This is a genomic window from Microbacterium lacticum, from assembly GCF_006716815.1.
In the GTDB taxonomy this organism is placed as follows: Bacteria; Actinomycetota; Actinomycetes; order Actinomycetales; family Microbacteriaceae; genus Microbacterium; species Microbacterium lacticum.
Genome location: NZ_VFPS01000001.1, coordinates 917,059 through 932,851, shown reverse-complemented (window position 1 = coordinate 932,851; position 15,793 = coordinate 917,059). Strand labels below are relative to the sequence as shown.

Genomic DNA, 15,793 nt, shown 5'->3' with positions numbered 1-15,793 from the left:
ACCCTGTTCGACGCGCCGGCGGACCCCGGCAGCACCTGGGCCGCGGTCGCCCTCGCGCACGGTGCAGGGGCCGGCATGGACCATCCGTTCCTCACCGGCTTCGCCGGCGCCCTGAACGACGCGGGCATCGCGACGCTGCGCTTCGTCTTCCCCTACCGGGAAGCGGAGCGACGGATGCCCGGACCGGCCGCGCACGCCGTGGCGACCTGGTCGGCTGTGATGCCCGAGCTCGCCCGGCTCGCCCCGGGCGTGCCGCAGGTCGCGGCGGGCAAGTCGTACGGCGGACGGATGGCGTCGGTCGCCGCGGCGGACGGGGTGATCGCGCCCGATGCCCTCGTCTACCTCGGCTACCCGTTCCACACCCCCGGCAAGCCCGAGGCTCCGCGTGGTGCGCACCTCGCGCGCATCGCCGCACCGCAGCTGTTCGTCGAGGGCTCGGCCGATCCGTTCATCCAACCGGTCGACCAGTTCCGCGCAGCGGTCGACACATGCGCCGACTCAGAGATCGTCTGGATCGCCGGCGGGGCCCACTCGTTCGAGGTGCGGGGTGCCCGACGGACTCCGGCCGATGTGGGCGCCGGCCTCGCGGCATCCGTCGCCCCTGGCTACGCGCCCGTCTCTGACGCGCCGTCCTCTGACACGCCAGCGCGCGACGCGCCAGCGCGCGACGCGCCCGCGCGCGGCGCGCCGTGCCACGGAGCACGACGGGCCCGCGCCGCGGCGTCAGCGCGCGGAGCCGGCGATCCAGGCCTCGATCTCGTCGGCCGTGCGGGGGATCGCGGCCGAGAGGTTCTCGACGCCGTCCGCCGTGACGAGCACGTCGTCCTCGATGCGCACACCGATGCCGCGGAACTCCTCGGGCACGGTCAGATCGTCGATCTGGAAGTACAGGCCCGGCTCGATCGTGAAGACCATGCCCTCCTCGAGGATGCCGTCGTAGTACATCTCGCGACGGGCCTGCGCGCAGTCGTGCACGTCGATGCCGAGGTGGTGACTGGTGCCGTGCACCATGTAGCGGCGGTGCTGGCCGCCGGCGTCGGCGTCGAGCGCCTCCTCGGCCGTGACCGGCAGCAGCCCCCACTCGGCCGTGCGGCGGGCGATGACGGCCATCGCGGCCTCGTGCACCTGACGGAAGCGCACGCCGGGCTTCGCGACGGCGAACGCCGCATCGGCGGCCTCGAGCACCGTGTCGTACACGCGGCGCTGCACGTCGGTGAAGGTCCCCGACACGGGGAGCGTGCGCGTGATGTCGGCGGTGTACAGGCTGTCGACCTCGACACCCGCGTCGACGAGGATCAGGTCGCCCGGCACGACGGCGCCGTCGTTCCGGGTCCAGTGCAGGTAGCAGGCGTGCGGGCCCGACGCGGCGATCGTGTCGTAGCCCTCACCGTTGCCCTCGATGCGGGCGCGCTGGTGGAAGATGCCCTCCACCGCCCGCTCGCCGCGGGGCGTGTCGATGATCCGGGGGAGGTCCGCGACGATGTCGTCGAAGCCGCGCGCGGTGACCGCGACGGCGAGCCGCAGCTGCTCGATCTCGTAGGCGTCCTTCACGAGCCGCAGCTCCGAGACGAAGCGCGTCAGGTCGGCGTCCTCCTCCAGCACGAGGTCGCCGGGGAGCGTGTCGAACGCATCGAGGTGCGCCGTCGCGAGGCCGAGGTCGGATGCCACGCCGCCGAGGGCTGGCCGGGGACCGATCCAGAACTCGCCGATCGTGGCGTCGCCGTAGAACTCCGCCGTCGTGCGGTCGGCCCGCTCGCGGAGGTACAGGGTCACGTCGTGGCCGGTCTCGCCGGTCGGTTCGAACACGAGCACCGAGTCGGGCACGGCGTCGCTCGCCCAGCCGGTGAGGTGCGCGAACGCGGAGTGTGCGCGGAACGGGTAGTCGGTGTCGTTCGAGCGCTGCTTGTAGGTGCCGGCGGGGAGGACGAGCCGCTTGCCGGGGAAGGCGGCGGACAGCGCGTCGCGGCGGGCGGCGGCGTGAGGCGCCTGCGCGCGCGGCGGGGGAGTCTGCTCGGGGCGGTCGGCCCAGCCCGTCGAGATCGTCTCGAGGAACCCGCGCGGGAAGGGCTGCTTGCGGTTGAGGTTCTCGGCGGCCGGCTGGGGCTCGGCAGTCGTCGTGTCGGTCTCGTTCGTGCTCATGCCTCCAGTCTCCCACTCCGGCATGCGGCGGGCACGTCGGAGTGCACGCGCGACGGCCGCGCCGACGGTCAGCGGGCGGCGGGCTCGAGCTGCGCGACGAGCGGACGGTGATCGCTGCCGCTCTGATCGAGCGAGGTCAGCACGACGGCGCCGGTCGCGGTCCAGGCATCCGTCGCGAGCACATGGTCGATGGGCGTGCCGAGAAGGGACGGCCAGCCGGTCGACCAGGTGCCGACGGCGCCGGCTCCGGCCGCGACCGCCGCGTCGTGGCAGCGGCCGAGATCGCCGCCGTCGACGCCGAGCCGGTCCATGTGGTCGACCGTCGCGTTGAAGTCGCCCGCCATGATGACGTTCTCGCTCGCGCACTGGTCGCCGAGCCAGGTGAGGCTCTCCCGCCACTGGTCCATGTCGTCCTGCCGCGGCGCGACGGCGTGCGCCGCGACGATCGTCGGCCCCGATCCGTCGACCGGCATGGCCACCACGGTCGGGACGGTGGCGGTGTTCGTGGTGTCGCCCGAGGTCGACTCGACGACGGCGTAGTCGCCGAGATCCGGGGAGATCAGGAGCGTCGTGGAGTTCGCCGCCCAGCCCGGGTACGCCTCGTGGTGCGCCCACATCGGCGACCCCATCTCGCGCATCGCGATGGCGACGGCCTCGCCCGCCTCGATCGTCGTCTCCGGCAGAGCGACGACGTCGGCCTGCATCGCGACGGCGGTCTTGGCGATCAGCTGCGGGTCGGTCGCGGCGCCCGCGGTGTTCCAGGTCATCACGCGGATCGCGTCGGCGGTCTTGGTGGGCAGCGGGTCGCCGCCGATGCCGCGCGCGAGGAGGATGCCTCCGCCGGCGACGGCCGCCACGGCGGCGATGACCGCGATGGATGCCGCGAAGCCGCGGAGCGCCCGGACGGCGCAGAGCAGCAGCATGATGACGAACAGCGCGGCGAACGCGACCGTCAGCGGCCCCCGCAGCGACACGATCTGCGCGATCGGGAAGGTGCGCTCGAGGCGGAAGAACTGCGGCCACGTGACCACGGCGGCGGCGATCGCCGCGAGCACGGTGATCAGGATTCCGAGCAGGCGCAGCACGCGGACGACTCTACGTGCCGAGGCTGGGAGAAGCGTGCGTCGGAGGCGTGTCGACGCGTCGCCGGAACCGGGCGGCGTGGCATCCCGATACGCTCGCAGCATGGCGAGTCGCTTTCACGGTCCGAGCGACCTGCACCTGCACTCCGATCACTCCGACGGCACCGAACCGCCCGCAGGCGTTGTGGCCTCGGCGCACCGGGCGGGCCTCCGGACGATCGCCCTCACCGACCACGACACGACCTCGGGGTGGGCCGAGGCCGCCGAGGCCGTGGTCTCGCTCGGCATGACGCTCCTGCCGGGCATGGAGCTGTCGGCGCAGTACGAGTGGCGGAGCGTGCACGTGCTCGGCTACCTGTTCGACCCCGACGACGCGGAGCTGCGCGCCCTCACCACGCGCATCCGATCGTCGCGGCTCACCCGCGCGCGGGAGATGGCCGACCGCATCGGCCGCGACTACGAGCTGAGGTGGGACGACATCCTCGCGCAGACGGCGGCCGGGGCCACCGTGGGCAGGCCGCACCTCGCCGACGCCCTCGTGGCGAAGGGGTTCGTCGGCGACCGGGGCGAGGCGTTCGCCGGCATCCTGCATCCCGGCAGCGACTACTACGTCTCTCTTTACGCTCCCGACCCCGTCACGGCGGTGGCCGCGATCGCCGGAGCCGGCGGCGTGCCCGTCATCGCCCACCCGGCAGGACGGGCGGGACTGCTGCCCGATGCCCTCGTGGAGCGGATGCTCGACGCGGGCCTGGCCGGCTTCGAACTCGGCCACCGCGAGAACGTCGAACCCGCCCTCGGGCGCCTGCGCGCGCTCACGGCCGCGCGGGATCTCATCGTGACCGGATCGAGCGACTACCACGGGCTGGGAAAGCCCAACCAGCCCGGTGAGCACACCACCAGCGACGACATGGTCGCGCGGATCATCGACCGCGGAACCGGCAGCGCCCCGGTCTACGCGTAGTCCGCGCAGACCGGCGCGCCGCGGCGAGGCCGGCTCTCAGGCGAGCGCCTTGGCCTTCAGGGTCTCGTACTCCGACGGCGAGATCGCGCCCGCGTCGAGCAGACTCTTCGCCACAGCGCGAACAGGTACGCGACGAAGATGAAGACCGCGAGGAACCACCAGATCAGGTCCCAGAAAGAGGCCCAAAAGCCGTGATACTCCACGGCGTCTTCCAAGAAACGCATGACAACCCCTTCAGTAAGGCGGCGCGACGACAGGTCGCTCGCTGCTCACTGCAGCGATCCGGAGTCACGCGGCGCGTCGTAGGACATGCCGCGTGACACCGAGTTCCCGTGGGTCGCCGCGATGTGCGTCGGAGAGCGACGTACGTCGGAGAGCGACGTCCGTCAGAGGGCGGTCGCCGGTCAGGCGCCGGCCGCGGGAGCGGCGCCACCGCCACCGGCGCCGCGACGACGACGCCGGGCCGGGGCGGGCTTGCCGTCGTGGTGCTCCTTGCCCTCGCCGTCGTGCGTGCCCGCGCCCTCGGCGGCGCGCTCGGCCGTGAGAGTGCCCGGAGCCGAGGCATCCACGGCCCCTTCGGCGCCCTCGGTGAACGTCGACCCGACGCTCTGCGCGCCGGAGCGGCGGCGGCGACGGCGACGCGTGCCGCCTTCGGTCGTGCCCTCGGCGGCGACGTCGGCCGCGCGCTCGGGCCGCGGCGTGCGGTCCGGCGCGGTGCGGACGGTGCCGGTGCGCGGCGCCTTCGCGATGCGACCCTTCGTGCCGGCGGGGATGTCGAGGTCTTCGTAGAGGTGCGGGCTCGACGAGTACGTCTCGACCGGGTCGGGCTGGCCGAACTCGAGCGCCCGGTTGATGAGGGCCCACTTGTGCAGGTCCTCCCAGTCGACGAAGGTGACCGCGATGCCGGTCTTGCCGGCGCGGCCGGTGCGGCCGGCGCGGTGCAGGTAGGTCTTCTCGTCGTCGGGGATCGTGTGGTTGATCACGTGCGTGACGTCGTCGACGTCGATGCCGCGGGCGGCGACGTCGGTCGCGATGAGGATGTCCTTCTTGCCGGCCTTGAACGCGGCCATCGAGCGCTCGCGCGCCTCCTGGCTCATGTCGCCGTGCACGGCGCCCGCGTTGAACCCGCGGTCGTTCAGCTCGTCGACGAGGCGCTGGGCGGCGCGCTTGGTGCGCGTGAACACGACCGACTTGCCGCGGCCCTCGGCCTGCAGGATGCGAGCGATGACCTCGTCCTTGTCGAGCGAGTGCGCGCGGTAGACGAGGTGGCGGATGTTCGCCTGCGTGAGGCCCTCGTCGGGGTCGGAGGCCCGGATGTGGATCGGGTTCGACATGAAGCGGCGGGCGAGGGCGACGATCGGCCCCGGCATGGTCGCCGAGTACAGCATCGTGTGCCGGACCGGCGCGACCTTCGCGAAGATCTTCTCGATGTCGGGGAGGAAACCGAGGTCGAGCATCTTGTCGGCCTCGTCGAGCACGACCTCGGTCGCGTTCGACAGGTCGAGGAGGCGCTGGTTGTTCAGGTCGATGAGGCGGCCGGGCGTGCCGACGACGATCTGCGCGCCGGCCTTCAGCTGGTCGATCTGCCCCTCGTAGGCCTTGCCGCCGTAGATCGCGACGACGCTCGTCGAGCGGTTCGAGGTCAGCATGTCCATGTCCTCGTAGACCTGGACGGCGAGCTCCCGCGTCGGGACGACGATGAGCGCCTTCACGCCGGGGGCCGGGTCGAGGCCGAGGCGCTGCACGACGGGGATGCCGAAGCCGAAGGTCTTGCCGGTGCCGGTCTTGGCCTGACCGATGATGTCCTGGCCGGGAAGGCCGAGGGGGATCGTCTGCTCCTGGATCGGGAAGGCATCCACGATGCCCTTGGATGCCAGGGCCTCGACGATGTCGGCGTCGACACCCATGTCTGCGAAAGTCGTCACGATACGTACCTGTCTGGCGGTGAGATGCCGCCGGGTGAGAAGGTCCACGCCCTTCACTCAGCCACAGGCGCGGTGGCCCCGATCCATCGCCGGGACACCGCCAGCCTACCGGAGGGCGCCCGGGAGCCCGCCACGCGGCACGCGGCGACGCCCGAGCCTCGCCCCGGGCACCCCTCATCTAGGCTGGTGCCGTGGTGACCTGGCCCTGGCAGCGCGAGCGCAGACCCGTGCGTACCCTGCGGGTGCGCTCCCGCGGTGATTTCGGCGACGTGCGCCGCGTCGACTTCGAAGAGCTCGCCCCCGACATCGACACCTACCTCGGTCAGGCGGCGTACCTGCAGCTCGGCTATTTCGAGACGCTGAGCCAGCTGATCGCGCCGACGCCGGAGCTCTCGCACAAGGAGTCGCTGTCGCGGGCGGCGGGCGCGGCGCTCCTGAAGCACCGCGAGCTCGTCGAGGTGATCCGCTCGCGCGGCGACGATCCGCTCGACATCATGCTGCCCTTCCGCGAGCCGCTCGACGCGTTCCGGCGCGCCACGCACGGCGCGCGCCCGCTCGAGACGATGCTCTCGGTGCACATCACGGCGGGCATGCTCGACGACTTCTACCTGGCGCTGTCGGCGAGCTACGGCGCGACCGGCAACCGGGTCGCGCAGATCCTCACCGCCGACGACGACCGTCAGGCGCTCGTGAAGATCATCACCGACGCGATCGCCGCCGACGAGGAATGGCGCGACCTCCTGAGCCTGTGGGGGCGCCGGCTCGTGGGCGACACGCTGCTGATCGCGCGCGGCGCGCTCCGCCCGCAGACGCTCGACGCGGCCGAGGAGAAGCGCGTCGAGCCGGTGTTCACCGACTTGCTGGCGGGGCACTCGCGCCGCATGGCGGCCATCGGGCTCGACGCCTGAGCCCGGCAGGGCGCGCGGGTTGCGCGGCGCGTCAGGAGATCTTGAGGCGCAGCCGCTCGTTCGCGTCGTGGGTCGCCCGCGTGCGGGTGAGGACGATGAGCACGATCGGCACGACCACGATCGGCGCGCCCAGGGCGGCGACCCACAGCCAGGCGTTGTCGGCGGTGACGCCCGCCCACGTCAGCACGACGTAGACGAGGCCGGCGACGACGGCGCCCAGCATCGGCGCGAGCACCGCGCCGCGCGAGGCGCGCCCGGGCATGAGGAAGTGCAGCACGCCGCCATAGACGGCGCCGAAGATCAGCGCGAGGAGGATCTGCATCGACGGATGCCGGTGGCTCAGGCCACGAAGCCGACGCGGCGGGACTCCTCGGTCCCGACCTCGACGAACGCGATCCCCGCGGTGGGGACGATGTAGGTGTTGCCCTTCACGTCGGTGAACGTGACGGCCGGCTGTCCGGATTCGAGCGCCGATGCGACGGCCGCGGCGACGGCCTCCGCCGACTGGCCGGACTCGAAGTTGAGTTCGCGGGCGGTGTTGGTGATTCCGATGCGGATCTCCACGATGACTGCCTTTCTGGCCGGGATGTCGGGCGCATATCGACTCTACGACACCCGTCGGCGGCGGGGATGCGCGGCCGGGCGGACCGGTGCTCGCTGTGCGCGAACGCGCCGTGCGCCCCGGGCCGCGCGGTCGTGTCCGACGGGGCGGATAGCGTGGATGCCATGCCCCTTGATCCTGCTCAGCGCGCCGTCGTCGAGCTCGCGCCGCAGGCATCCGGTGTCGTCGTCGGTGCACCGGGATCGGGCAAGACCACGGCCGTCGTCGCCCGCGTGCGCGCGCTGCTCGCGGCGGGTCTCGCGCCCGAGGAGGTGCTCGTGCTCACGCCCACCCGGCAGGCGGCGACGGCGCTGCGCGACCGCCTCGCGATCGCGGTGGGCGTCGCGACGCCGGGCCCGCTCGCGCGCTCGGTGGCGGCCTTCGCCTATCAGCTGGTGCGCGCGCACGCGGTGCACGCCGGTCTCGACCAGCCGCAGCTGCTCACCGGACCCGACGAGGACCGGATCGTGCAGGACCTCCTCGACGGCGACGCCGAGGACGAGGCGGAGGGCGCGCGGCGCTGGCCCACGTGGCTCGGCGCCGAGATCCGCGCCACCCGCGGGTTCCGTACGGAGCTGCGCGCGTTCCTCGCCGAGTGCACGACGCTCGGCATCACGCCGGCAGCCCTCGCCGCCCGAGGCGAGGGTTCTGATCGCGAGGTCTGGGTGTCCCTGGCGTCCTTCGCGGTCGACTATCAGGCGGTGCTCGCGCGGCTGCGCGGGGCGCACCGCGACGCTGCGGGTCTCGTGCGCGAGGCGGTGGGCCTCGCCCGCACGCTGCCGCCCGGCTCGCCGGCGTGGGGCGCGACGGGGCGCGTGCGCGCGATCCTCGTCGACGACGCGCAGGAGCTCACCCTCGGCGGCGTCGAACTGCTCGAGGCGTTCCGCAGCGCCGGCGCCGCGGTGCTCGCCTTCGGCGACCCGGACGTCGGATCGGGCACGTTCCGCGGCGCGCGGCCGGAGAACTTCGCGCGGCTCGCCACCGGCGTGCCGCTGCACATCCTGCGGGGCGCGCATCGCGGCACCCCCGCGCTGCAGCGACTCACGGCCGAGGTCACGATGCGGATCGGCGCCGTGGGCGTCGTCGCGCACCGGCGCGTTCCGGGCGCTCCGCCGGTGGGGGATGAGCCGGGCGCCGGTGGGTCAGTCGGCGGCGCGGAGGCGGACAGCTCGGTGCGGGCGTACGCCCTGCGCTCACCCGGCGAGCAGTACGACACGATCGCGCGGCTGCTGCGCGAGCGCCACATCCACGACCAGGTGCCCTGGAGCTCGTGCGCCGTCATCGCCCACGACAGCCGGCAGGTCGCCGCCCTCGAGGCCGAGCTCGCCGCGCGCGACGTGCCCACGGCGAGCGGTCAGGGGCGCACGCTCGGCGAGACGCGGGCGGTGCGCGACCTGCTGACCCTCGTCGACCTCGCCGCGCGCGACGAGTGGACCGCCGATGAGCCGGTCGAGGCGCTCCGCGCCGGGGGACTGGACGCCGTGGACGCGCGGCGACTGCGCACGACGCTCCGTCAGCACGCGGTGCGGGCCGCCGTGGACGGCGAGCCGGTGCCGAGCGCGCGCGAGCTCGTGGCATCCGGTCTGCGGCATCCGCTCGAGTTCGAACTCATCGACACGCGCGAGGGCCGACGGGCCGCGCGCATCGGCCAGACGCTCGGGCAGCTCCGCGAACAGCTGGCCGCCGGCGCGACCGCGCACGAGCTGCTCTGGACCGCCTGGGAGCGGTCGGGCTGGGAGCGCACGTGGCGCGAGGCCGCGGCCGGCTACGGATCGCTCGCCGACCAGGCGCGGCGCGACCTCGACGCCGTGGTCGCGCTCTTCCAGGCCGCCAAGCGTCACGGCGAACGCGCCGACGGCACGGGCCCGATCGCGTTCGTGCGCGGCGTGCTCGACTCCGACGTCGCCGAAGACCGGCTGAGCTCTCCCGAGCCGGTCGGCGTCGTGCGGGTGCTGACCCCCGCCGCGACCCTCGGCACCGAGTTCGACACCGTCGTGATCGCGGGCGTGCAGGACGGCGTCTGGCCGAACCTCCGCACCCGCGGCGGGCTGTTCGACACGTGGCGGCTCGCGCAGAGCGAGGGCGACGGTCAGGCGGCGGATGCCCTCGACCTCCGCCGCGGCGTGCTGCATGACGAGCTGCGGCTGTTCGTCCGCGCCGTCTCGCGCGCCGCGGAGCGGCTGATCGTCACGGCCGTCGCCGACGACGACACCGGGCCGAGCGTGCTGTTCGAGTTCCTGCCGCCCGCCGAGCCCGCGCCGCGCAGCGCCGAGCATCCGCTGTCGCTGCGGGGCCTCGTCGCCCTCTACCGGCGCGCCCTCACCGACCCGCGCGCGAGCGCCGCCGCGCGCCGCGACGCCGCCGGACAGCTCGCTCTCCTGGCCGCGGCGGGCGTCGCGGGCGCCGACCCCGACGGGTGGTACGGGGTGGCGCCGGCCTCGAGCGCGGGACCGCTGTACGATCTCGCCTCCGAGCCCGCACGCGTCTCGCCGTCGAAGCTCGAGGCGATCGACGAGTGTCAGCTGAACTGGGTGATCGGAGACCTCGGCGGCGACGCCGGCAGCGTCGGCGCGGGTCTCGGCACGCTGCTGCACGCGGCGCTCGAGCACGCCGACGGCGCCGACGAAGACGCACTCTGGGCGAGCGTGGAGGCGCGCTGGGGGGAGCTCTCCTTCGAGGCCGCGTGGATCGAACGCACCGAGCGCACCCGCGCGCGCGACCTCATCGCCCGGCTCAGCCGCTACCTGCGCGACGCCGAGGGCGGCGGCACGACGCTGCTCGGCGCCGAACCGCACTTCGAGCTCGAGGTGCCCGTGACGGGAGCGGCGCTTCCCGCCGTGATCAGCGGCACCATCGACCGGGTCGAGCTCACCGGCGAGGGCACCGTCGTGATCGTCGACCTGAAGACGGGGCGCACGCAGGCGACCGGGCCCGCCGCCGCCATCGGCAACCCGCAGCTGAGCGCCTACCAGCTCGCGTTCGAACAGGGCGCGATCCCGGCGGCGGCGGGCAGACCCGCCGGCGGGGCGAAGCTGCTCGTGCTCAAGCCGACCCGTGGCGCGCCGTATGCGACGCCCGCCCAGCCGCCCTTCGACGACGAGACCCGCGCCGCGTTCCTGCACCGCATCGACGACGCCGTGCACGTGATGGGCGGCGCGACGTTCCTCGCCCCGTACGAGGCGCACTGCCGCGACGACCACACCCACGGCCTCTGCCGCATCCACACGATCGGCCCGGTGAGCAGCTCATGAGCGGAACCTCTCTGACCGAGACGTCGGCCGGCGCCGCCGGGCCGTCGGGTTCTCCCGAGGGTGCGAGGGGCGCGGCACTGATCTCACCCGAGGCGATCGCCGCCGCGCTCGGACAGTTCCCGCCCACCCCCGAGCAGGCTGCGGTGATCGCCGCGCCGCTCACTCCCGCCCTCGTCGTCGCGGGGGCCGGCAGCGGCAAGACCGAGACGATGGCGGGGCGCGTCGTCTGGCTCGTCGCGAATGGCCTCGTCCGCCGCGACGAGGTGCTCGGGCTGACCTTCACCCGCAAGGCCGCCGGCGAGCTCGCCGAGCGCATCCAGCGGCGCCTCTCCCGCCTCGGCGAGTACGAGCGGCGCGGGCTGCTGCCGCATCTCGAAGGCCTCTACCAGACGGGAGCGCTCGACGCGTTCGCGCGGATCGAGCACGGCGAAGGCGGCGTCCACGCCGCCGAGGCGGCGCGTCGCGCGGCCCTCGACGCGCTGGAGGCGACGGTGGCGGCGTCGTCGTCGAGAGATGCCACGGCGGCGGATGCCCCGTCGAGGGATGCCATGGCGGCGGATGCCTCGTCGACAGGCGCACCTCGGGGCGATGGGGCGGCCGCGGGCGAGGCCGGCGCCGCGGCATCCGATGCTCTGCTGCACCGCCCGACGGTCGCGACCTACAACAGCTTCGCCGACCAGCTCGTGCGGGAGAACGCCGTGCGGATCGGGCGCGACCCCGAATCGGTCGTGCTCAGCGAGTCGGCCGCCTGGCTGCTGATGCGCAGCGTCGTGCACGCCTCCGACGACCCGGCCCTTGAAGAGGTCGCGCGCCGCCCGTCGACGATCATCGACGCCGCCCTCGGCCTCGCCCGCGACGCCGTCGACAACCTGGCCGACCTCGCCGCCGTCGCGGCCTTCGCGGACGACCTCGGCGAGGTGCTCGAGCGCCCATCGCGACGCGGGACAGGGCCGCTGGCTCGGGTGCGCGATGCCGTCGCGCCCGTCTCCTGGCTGCCGCCGCTCACCCGGCTCGCTCACGAGTACGACGCGCAGAAGCGCCGGCGTGGACTGATCGACTTCTCCGATCAGGTCGCCGGCGCGCTCCAGATCGTCCGCGCGCATCCGTCGGTCGCGGCGGAGCTGCGCGGGCGCTACCGGGTCGTGCTGCTCGACGAGTACCAGGACACGTCGGTCGTGCAGAGCGACCTGCTCGCAGCGCTGTTCGCGGACACCGCGGTGATGGCGGTCGGCGATCCGCACCAGTCGATCTACGGCTGGCGCGGCGCGAGCGCCGGCAACCTCGGCGGGTTCGCCGCGGCGTTCGCCCCCGCCGGCGCGGCGCAGCACTTCTCACTCCTGACGAGCTGGCGCAACAGCGAGCAGGTGCTGGCGGCGGCGAACGCCGTGCTCGCGCCCCTCACCGCCCGAACGCCCGTGCCGGTCGGTGCGCTCACCGCGCGCCCGGCCGCCCCCGCCGGCGTCGTCGAGGTCGCCTACGAGAGCGACGTCGACGCCGAGGCCGATCGCGTCGCCGAATGGTTCGGCCGCGTCCGCGACGAGCGTCGCGCGGCGGGGGAGCAGACCACCGGGGCGGTGCTGTTCCGCGCGAAGAAGCACATGGTCCGCTTCGCCGATGCGCTCGGACGCCGGGGCATCCCGCATCGCATCCTCGGCCTCGGCGGACTCCTGTCGACGCCCGAGGTGGTCGACGTCGTCGCCGCCATCCGCGTGATCAGCGACCCGCACGCGGGCTCGTCGCTGATCCGCCTCCTGAGCGGGCCGCGATGGTCGATCGGGCTGCCCGATCTGCGCTCCCTGGCGGCGCTCGCACGGCGGATCTCCCGCTCCGACGCCTCGCTGCAGCAGCTCGACGCCGACCTCGCGAAACGGCTGCGCGCCGCCGGCGACGAGGGCGCGTCGCTCACCGACGCCCTCGACTTCATCGGCCGGCAGGCCGACGACCACGGCTGGCTCGGCGGGTTCACCGCGGTGGGCCGCGCACGCCTGCGCGAGGCGTCGGCCGTGTTCGCCGGCCTCCGCCGCGCGGCCGGTCTCCCCGTGCCCGAACTCGTCCGGCTCATCGAGGTCGAACTGCGCCTCGACATCGAGCTCGCCGCCAACGAGGCGCGCGGACCCGCACGGGTGGCCGGCGACCAGCTGCGCGCGTTCATCGACGAGCTGCAGGGCTTCCTCGCCGCCGATGACAGCGGGTCGCTGCCGGCGCTGCTCGCCTGGCTCGACCGCGCCGAGCGCGCCGACGAGTTCGCCCCGCGCACCGAGCCGCCCGAAGACGACGTGGTGCAGCTGCTCACGATCCACGGGTCGAAGGGCCTCGAGTGGGATGCCGTCGCCGTCGTGCGCGCGGTCGACGACGAGCTGCCCGCCAAGCCCCGCGACGGCCTCGGCTGGCTCCGATTCGGCGTACTGCCCTACCCCTTCCGCGGCGACCGCGCCTGGCTGCCGCGCCTCGCGTGGAGCCCCGACGAGGCCCCCACCCAGCACGACCTCCGTGATGCGCTGGATGCCTTCGGACAGGCTCTCGCGGACCGTCAGCTCGACGAGGAGCGCCGCCTCGCCTACGTCGCGGTCACCCGCGCCCGCGACCGGCTGCTCGTGACCGGGTCCGCATGGTCGGGGACGAAGACGGCCCGCCGGCCCGGGGTGTTCCAGACGGAGATCGCCGAGGCGGTCGAGCTCCCGCTCCCGGTGCCCGACGACCTGGGCGAGAACCCGTACCTCGACGAGAACCGGCTGCTGTCGTGGCCGATCGACCCGCTCGGCGCGCGGCGCACGGCGGTCTCCGCTGCGGCGGACGAGGTGCGCGGCGCCCAGTCGAGGGAGCCGGCCGCGCCGTCGCGCGATGTCGCGCTCCTCCTCGCCGAGCGGGCCGAGCGCGCGGCCGGAACGGCGGCGGTTGCCCCGACGCGCATCCCTGCGTCGCGGTACAAGGACTTCGTCGCCGACTACGCCGCGGCGGCGGCCGCCCATGCGCTGCCGATGCCCGAGCGGCCCTACCGGCAGACGCGCCTGGGCACCCTGTTCCACGCGTGGGTGGAGCAGCGGTCGGGGCTCGTCGGAGCGGGGCCCTCACCCGACGACGCGCTGTGGGAAGGCGACACCGACATCGACGATCTCTCGGCCGCCGACGCGGACGCCCTCGACGGGCTCCGCGCGCGCTTCCTCGCGTCGGAGTGGGCCGACCTGCAGCCCGTCGAGGTGGAGGTCGAGATCCACGTGGCGCTCGACGACCTGCTGCCCGACGGGCGACCGCACATCGCGATCTGCAAGCTCGACGCCGTGTACCGGCGCGGCGACCGCGTCGAGATCGTCGACTGGAAGACGGGCCGGCCGCCGCGCACCGCCGCCGAGCGGGAGGAGCGCCTCGCGCAGCTGCGGCTCTACCGCCGGGCGTACCAGGCGCGGTCCGGCGTGCCCGCCGAGCTCATCGACGTCGTGCTGTACTACGTCGCCGACGACCTCGTCATTCGCGACTGACGTGGCGCGGTGTCGCGCCGCGGGCGCGGCTCAGACGGTGCCGGTCCAGTGGCGCATGGCGTTGCGGGCCGCGGTGTCGAGGTCGTCGTCGCGGTCCGAGGCATCCGCGCCGTCTGTGCTCGCCGCGCGCCGCACGTCGCCCGTCTCGTCGCCTGATGAGGATTCCTCGCGGTCGACGGCGGGTGCCTCGCCCGCCACCGCCTCGCCGCTCCCCGCCGCGCCGGGTGCGGCAACGGGAGCGCCGCCGTCGCCGAAGGTGAGCCCGGACCACTCCGAGAGGTCGATCGGCACCGTCGCGTCGGGGCCGGTCTCGCGGCCTTCGGCCCGTGCCTCCTCGTCGGCGAGGAAGACGGCGAGGGTCTCGGGATCGAAGGTGTCGGTGTGCATCGACGTGTCAATGCCGCGGGCCGCGCCGAGCGCGCCGGTGCCGAACCCGGCGGTGCCGAGCGCACCCGTGCCGAGCGGCAGGCGCTCGCTCGCGGCGATCGCGTCGTCGGCGGTCGTCGTGTCGTGCACGACGGCGGGCTGGTCGCGCATCGTGTCGTCGAGGGAGGAGAGGAGGGCGATCGCGTCGGCGATGATCTCCTCCGAGCCGACGGTCTGGCCGTGCACGAGCCACCGGGCGAACTCGAGTTCGGCGTGCAGGCGCGCGCGCTCGGCGATCTGCGCGTCGGGGGCTCGATGCGAGGCGCGCGCATACGTGTCGAAGACGTCGTCGCGCGCGGCGGGCGCCGAGGCCGTCCAGCGCAGGTCGATCGCCGGGTCGCCGACGCCGAGCCCGCCCCAGGTGAGGAGCCCCGTCACCTGCGGGACGCCGTCCGCGTCGTCCTCGAAGACGAACGAGGCCGGGTCGACACCGCCGAGCACGACCGTCGTCTCGAAGCGCCAGAGCGGGTCGGAGCCGATGGCGGTGCTCCAGCGGCGGAGCAGTCCGAAGGGCAGGAGACCCGTGGCCTCGGCGGCGTCGAGCAGACGCTCGGCGTCGGCGCGCACCTCCTCTGCGGTCTGCATCGGCAGGCCGGCATCGCGGACGACGGTCACCGGCAGGTCGTGCACCTGCGCGGTGGCGGTCGCGAGCGCCGTCGCGATGCCGCGGCCGGCGGGCACGTGCGCCGCGTCGACGCGGTAGCCGGATAGCAGCGTCTGCACGAGCGTCAGGCGGCCGTCGACGCGGGTCTCGCCGAGCACGTCGGGAGCACCGAAGGGCAGCACGCCGCGCACGCCCGCGGTCAGAGAGCGCAGCGCGCGCGCCTCGGCGCCGAGGTCGGCGTCGGCCGCGTCGTCCACCGGCACGCGCACGACGACCCGCCGCCCGTCGTCGAGCTCGGCGATCGCGCTGTCGTAACGGCCCGAGGTCCCTTCGCTCAGCGAGCCGACGCCGGTCACCACGACGCGGGGCAGGGCCGAGGTCACCGACGCGGCTAGAGTGAGAGGTGAGCGTGCCATGCCC

At 74.1% G+C, this 15,793-nt stretch carries 11 protein-coding genes and 1 pseudogene; 5 read left to right on the top strand and 7 right to left on the bottom strand.

What is annotated here, in order from left to right; translation table 11 throughout:
- Positions 1-75 precede the first annotated feature (75 nt).
- A pseudogene (locus FHX68_RS16245) lies at positions 76-492 on the top strand (alpha/beta hydrolase family protein); the annotation flags it as partial.
- A gap of 231 nt (positions 493-723) precedes the next feature.
- Here the strand turns inward: FHX68_RS16245 and FHX68_RS04525 are convergent.
- Positions 724-2,139, bottom strand: a complete 1,416-nt coding sequence (locus FHX68_RS04525) for an aminopeptidase P family protein (protein WP_141379175.1) — start codon at positions 2,137-2,139, stop codon at positions 724-726.
- Between the two features lie 68 nt (positions 2,140-2,207).
- Entirely contained in the window at positions 2,208-3,224 is a 1,017-nt protein-coding gene (locus tag FHX68_RS04520) for an endonuclease/exonuclease/phosphatase family protein (RefSeq protein WP_141379177.1), read from the bottom strand.
- Between the two features lie 100 nt (positions 3,225-3,324).
- Between FHX68_RS04520 and FHX68_RS04515 the strand changes: the two genes are divergently transcribed.
- A complete protein-coding gene (locus FHX68_RS04515; protein ID WP_141379179.1) occupies positions 3,325-4,182 on the top strand; it encodes a PHP domain-containing protein in 858 nt (285 codons plus the stop codon).
- 36 nt (positions 4,183-4,218) lie between these two features.
- On the opposite strand, the gene FHX68_RS04510 is transcribed toward FHX68_RS04515, so the two are convergent.
- Together FHX68_RS04510 and FHX68_RS04505 are read right to left on the bottom strand one after the other, a co-directional pair.
- A complete protein-coding gene (locus FHX68_RS04510) occupies positions 4,219-4,341 on the bottom strand; it encodes an SHOCT domain-containing protein (protein WP_141379181.1) in 123 nt (40 codons plus the stop codon).
- 245 nt (positions 4,342-4,586) lie between these two features.
- Positions 4,587-6,107: a DEAD/DEAH box helicase gene (locus tag FHX68_RS04505; RefSeq protein WP_141379183.1), complete on the bottom strand. Its 1,521-nt coding sequence runs from the start codon at positions 6,105-6,107 to the stop codon at positions 4,587-4,589.
- A gap of 191 nt (positions 6,108-6,298) precedes the next feature.
- Here FHX68_RS04505 and FHX68_RS04500 point away from each other — a divergent pair, with 191 nt between their 5' ends.
- Positions 6,299-7,015 (top strand): ferritin-like fold-containing protein, encoded by a 717-nt coding sequence (locus FHX68_RS04500; RefSeq protein ID WP_141379185.1) that lies wholly within the window; start codon positions 6,299-6,301, stop codon positions 7,013-7,015.
- 31 nt (positions 7,016-7,046) lie between these two features.
- Here the strand turns inward: FHX68_RS04500 and FHX68_RS04495 are convergent, their stop codons facing one another.
- Together FHX68_RS04495 and FHX68_RS04490 are read right to left on the bottom strand one after the other, a co-directional pair.
- Complete coding sequence (locus FHX68_RS04495) at positions 7,047-7,337, bottom strand: hypothetical protein (protein WP_141379187.1); 291 nt, start codon at positions 7,335-7,337, stop codon at positions 7,047-7,049.
- A gap of 17 nt (positions 7,338-7,354) precedes the next feature.
- On the bottom strand, positions 7,355-7,579 hold the full coding sequence (locus tag FHX68_RS04490) for a DUF3107 domain-containing protein (RefSeq protein WP_141379188.1): 225 nt from the start codon (positions 7,577-7,579) through the stop codon (positions 7,355-7,357).
- Positions 7,580-7,741: 162 nt separating this feature from the next.
- Here FHX68_RS04490 and FHX68_RS04485 point away from each other — a divergent pair, with 162 nt between their 5' ends.
- Positions 7,742-10,867: an ATP-dependent helicase gene (locus FHX68_RS04485; protein ID WP_174799061.1), complete on the top strand. Its 3,126-nt coding sequence runs from the start codon at positions 7,742-7,744 to the stop codon at positions 10,865-10,867.
- Positions 10,864-14,343 carry an ATP-dependent helicase gene (locus FHX68_RS04480; RefSeq protein WP_141379191.1) on the top strand — a complete coding sequence of 1,160 codons (3,480 nt, stop codon included), beginning with the start codon at positions 10,864-10,866 and terminating at the stop codon, positions 14,341-14,343. Before FHX68_RS04485 ends, FHX68_RS04480 begins: the two co-directional genes overlap by 4 nt.
- A 30-nt stretch (positions 14,344-14,373) precedes the next feature.
- Here the strand turns inward: FHX68_RS04480 and FHX68_RS04475 are convergent, their stop codons facing one another.
- On the bottom strand, positions 14,374-15,789 hold the full coding sequence (locus FHX68_RS04475; protein WP_141379193.1) for a phosphotransferase: 1,416 nt from the start codon (positions 15,787-15,789) through the stop codon (positions 14,374-14,376).
- Positions 15,790-15,793 lie beyond the last annotated feature (4 nt).

What these genes read in the sequence shown, in the direction of transcription:
- FHX68_RS04485 (WP_174799061.1), top strand. Translation starts at nt 7,742, where the DNA reads ATGCCCCTTGATCCTGCTCAGCGCGCCGTCGTCGAGCTCGCGCCGCAG.
- FHX68_RS04515 (WP_141379179.1), top strand. Translation starts at nt 3,325, where the DNA reads ATGGCGAGTCGCTTTCACGGTCCGAGCGACCTGCACCTGCACTCCGAT.
- FHX68_RS04480 (WP_141379191.1), top strand. Translation starts at nt 10,864, where the DNA reads ATGAGCGGAACCTCTCTGACCGAGACGTCGGCCGGCGCCGCCGGGCCG.
- FHX68_RS04525 (WP_141379175.1), bottom strand. Translation starts at nt 2,139, where the DNA reads ATGAGCACGAACGAGACCGACACGACGACTGCCGAGCCCCAGCCGGCC.
- FHX68_RS04475 (WP_141379193.1), bottom strand. Translation starts at nt 15,789, where the DNA reads ATGGCACGCTCACCTCTCACTCTAGCCGCGTCGGTGACCTCGGCCCTG.
- FHX68_RS04495 (WP_141379187.1), bottom strand. Translation starts at nt 7,337, where the DNA reads ATGCAGATCCTCCTCGCGCTGATCTTCGGCGCCGTCTATGGCGGCGTG.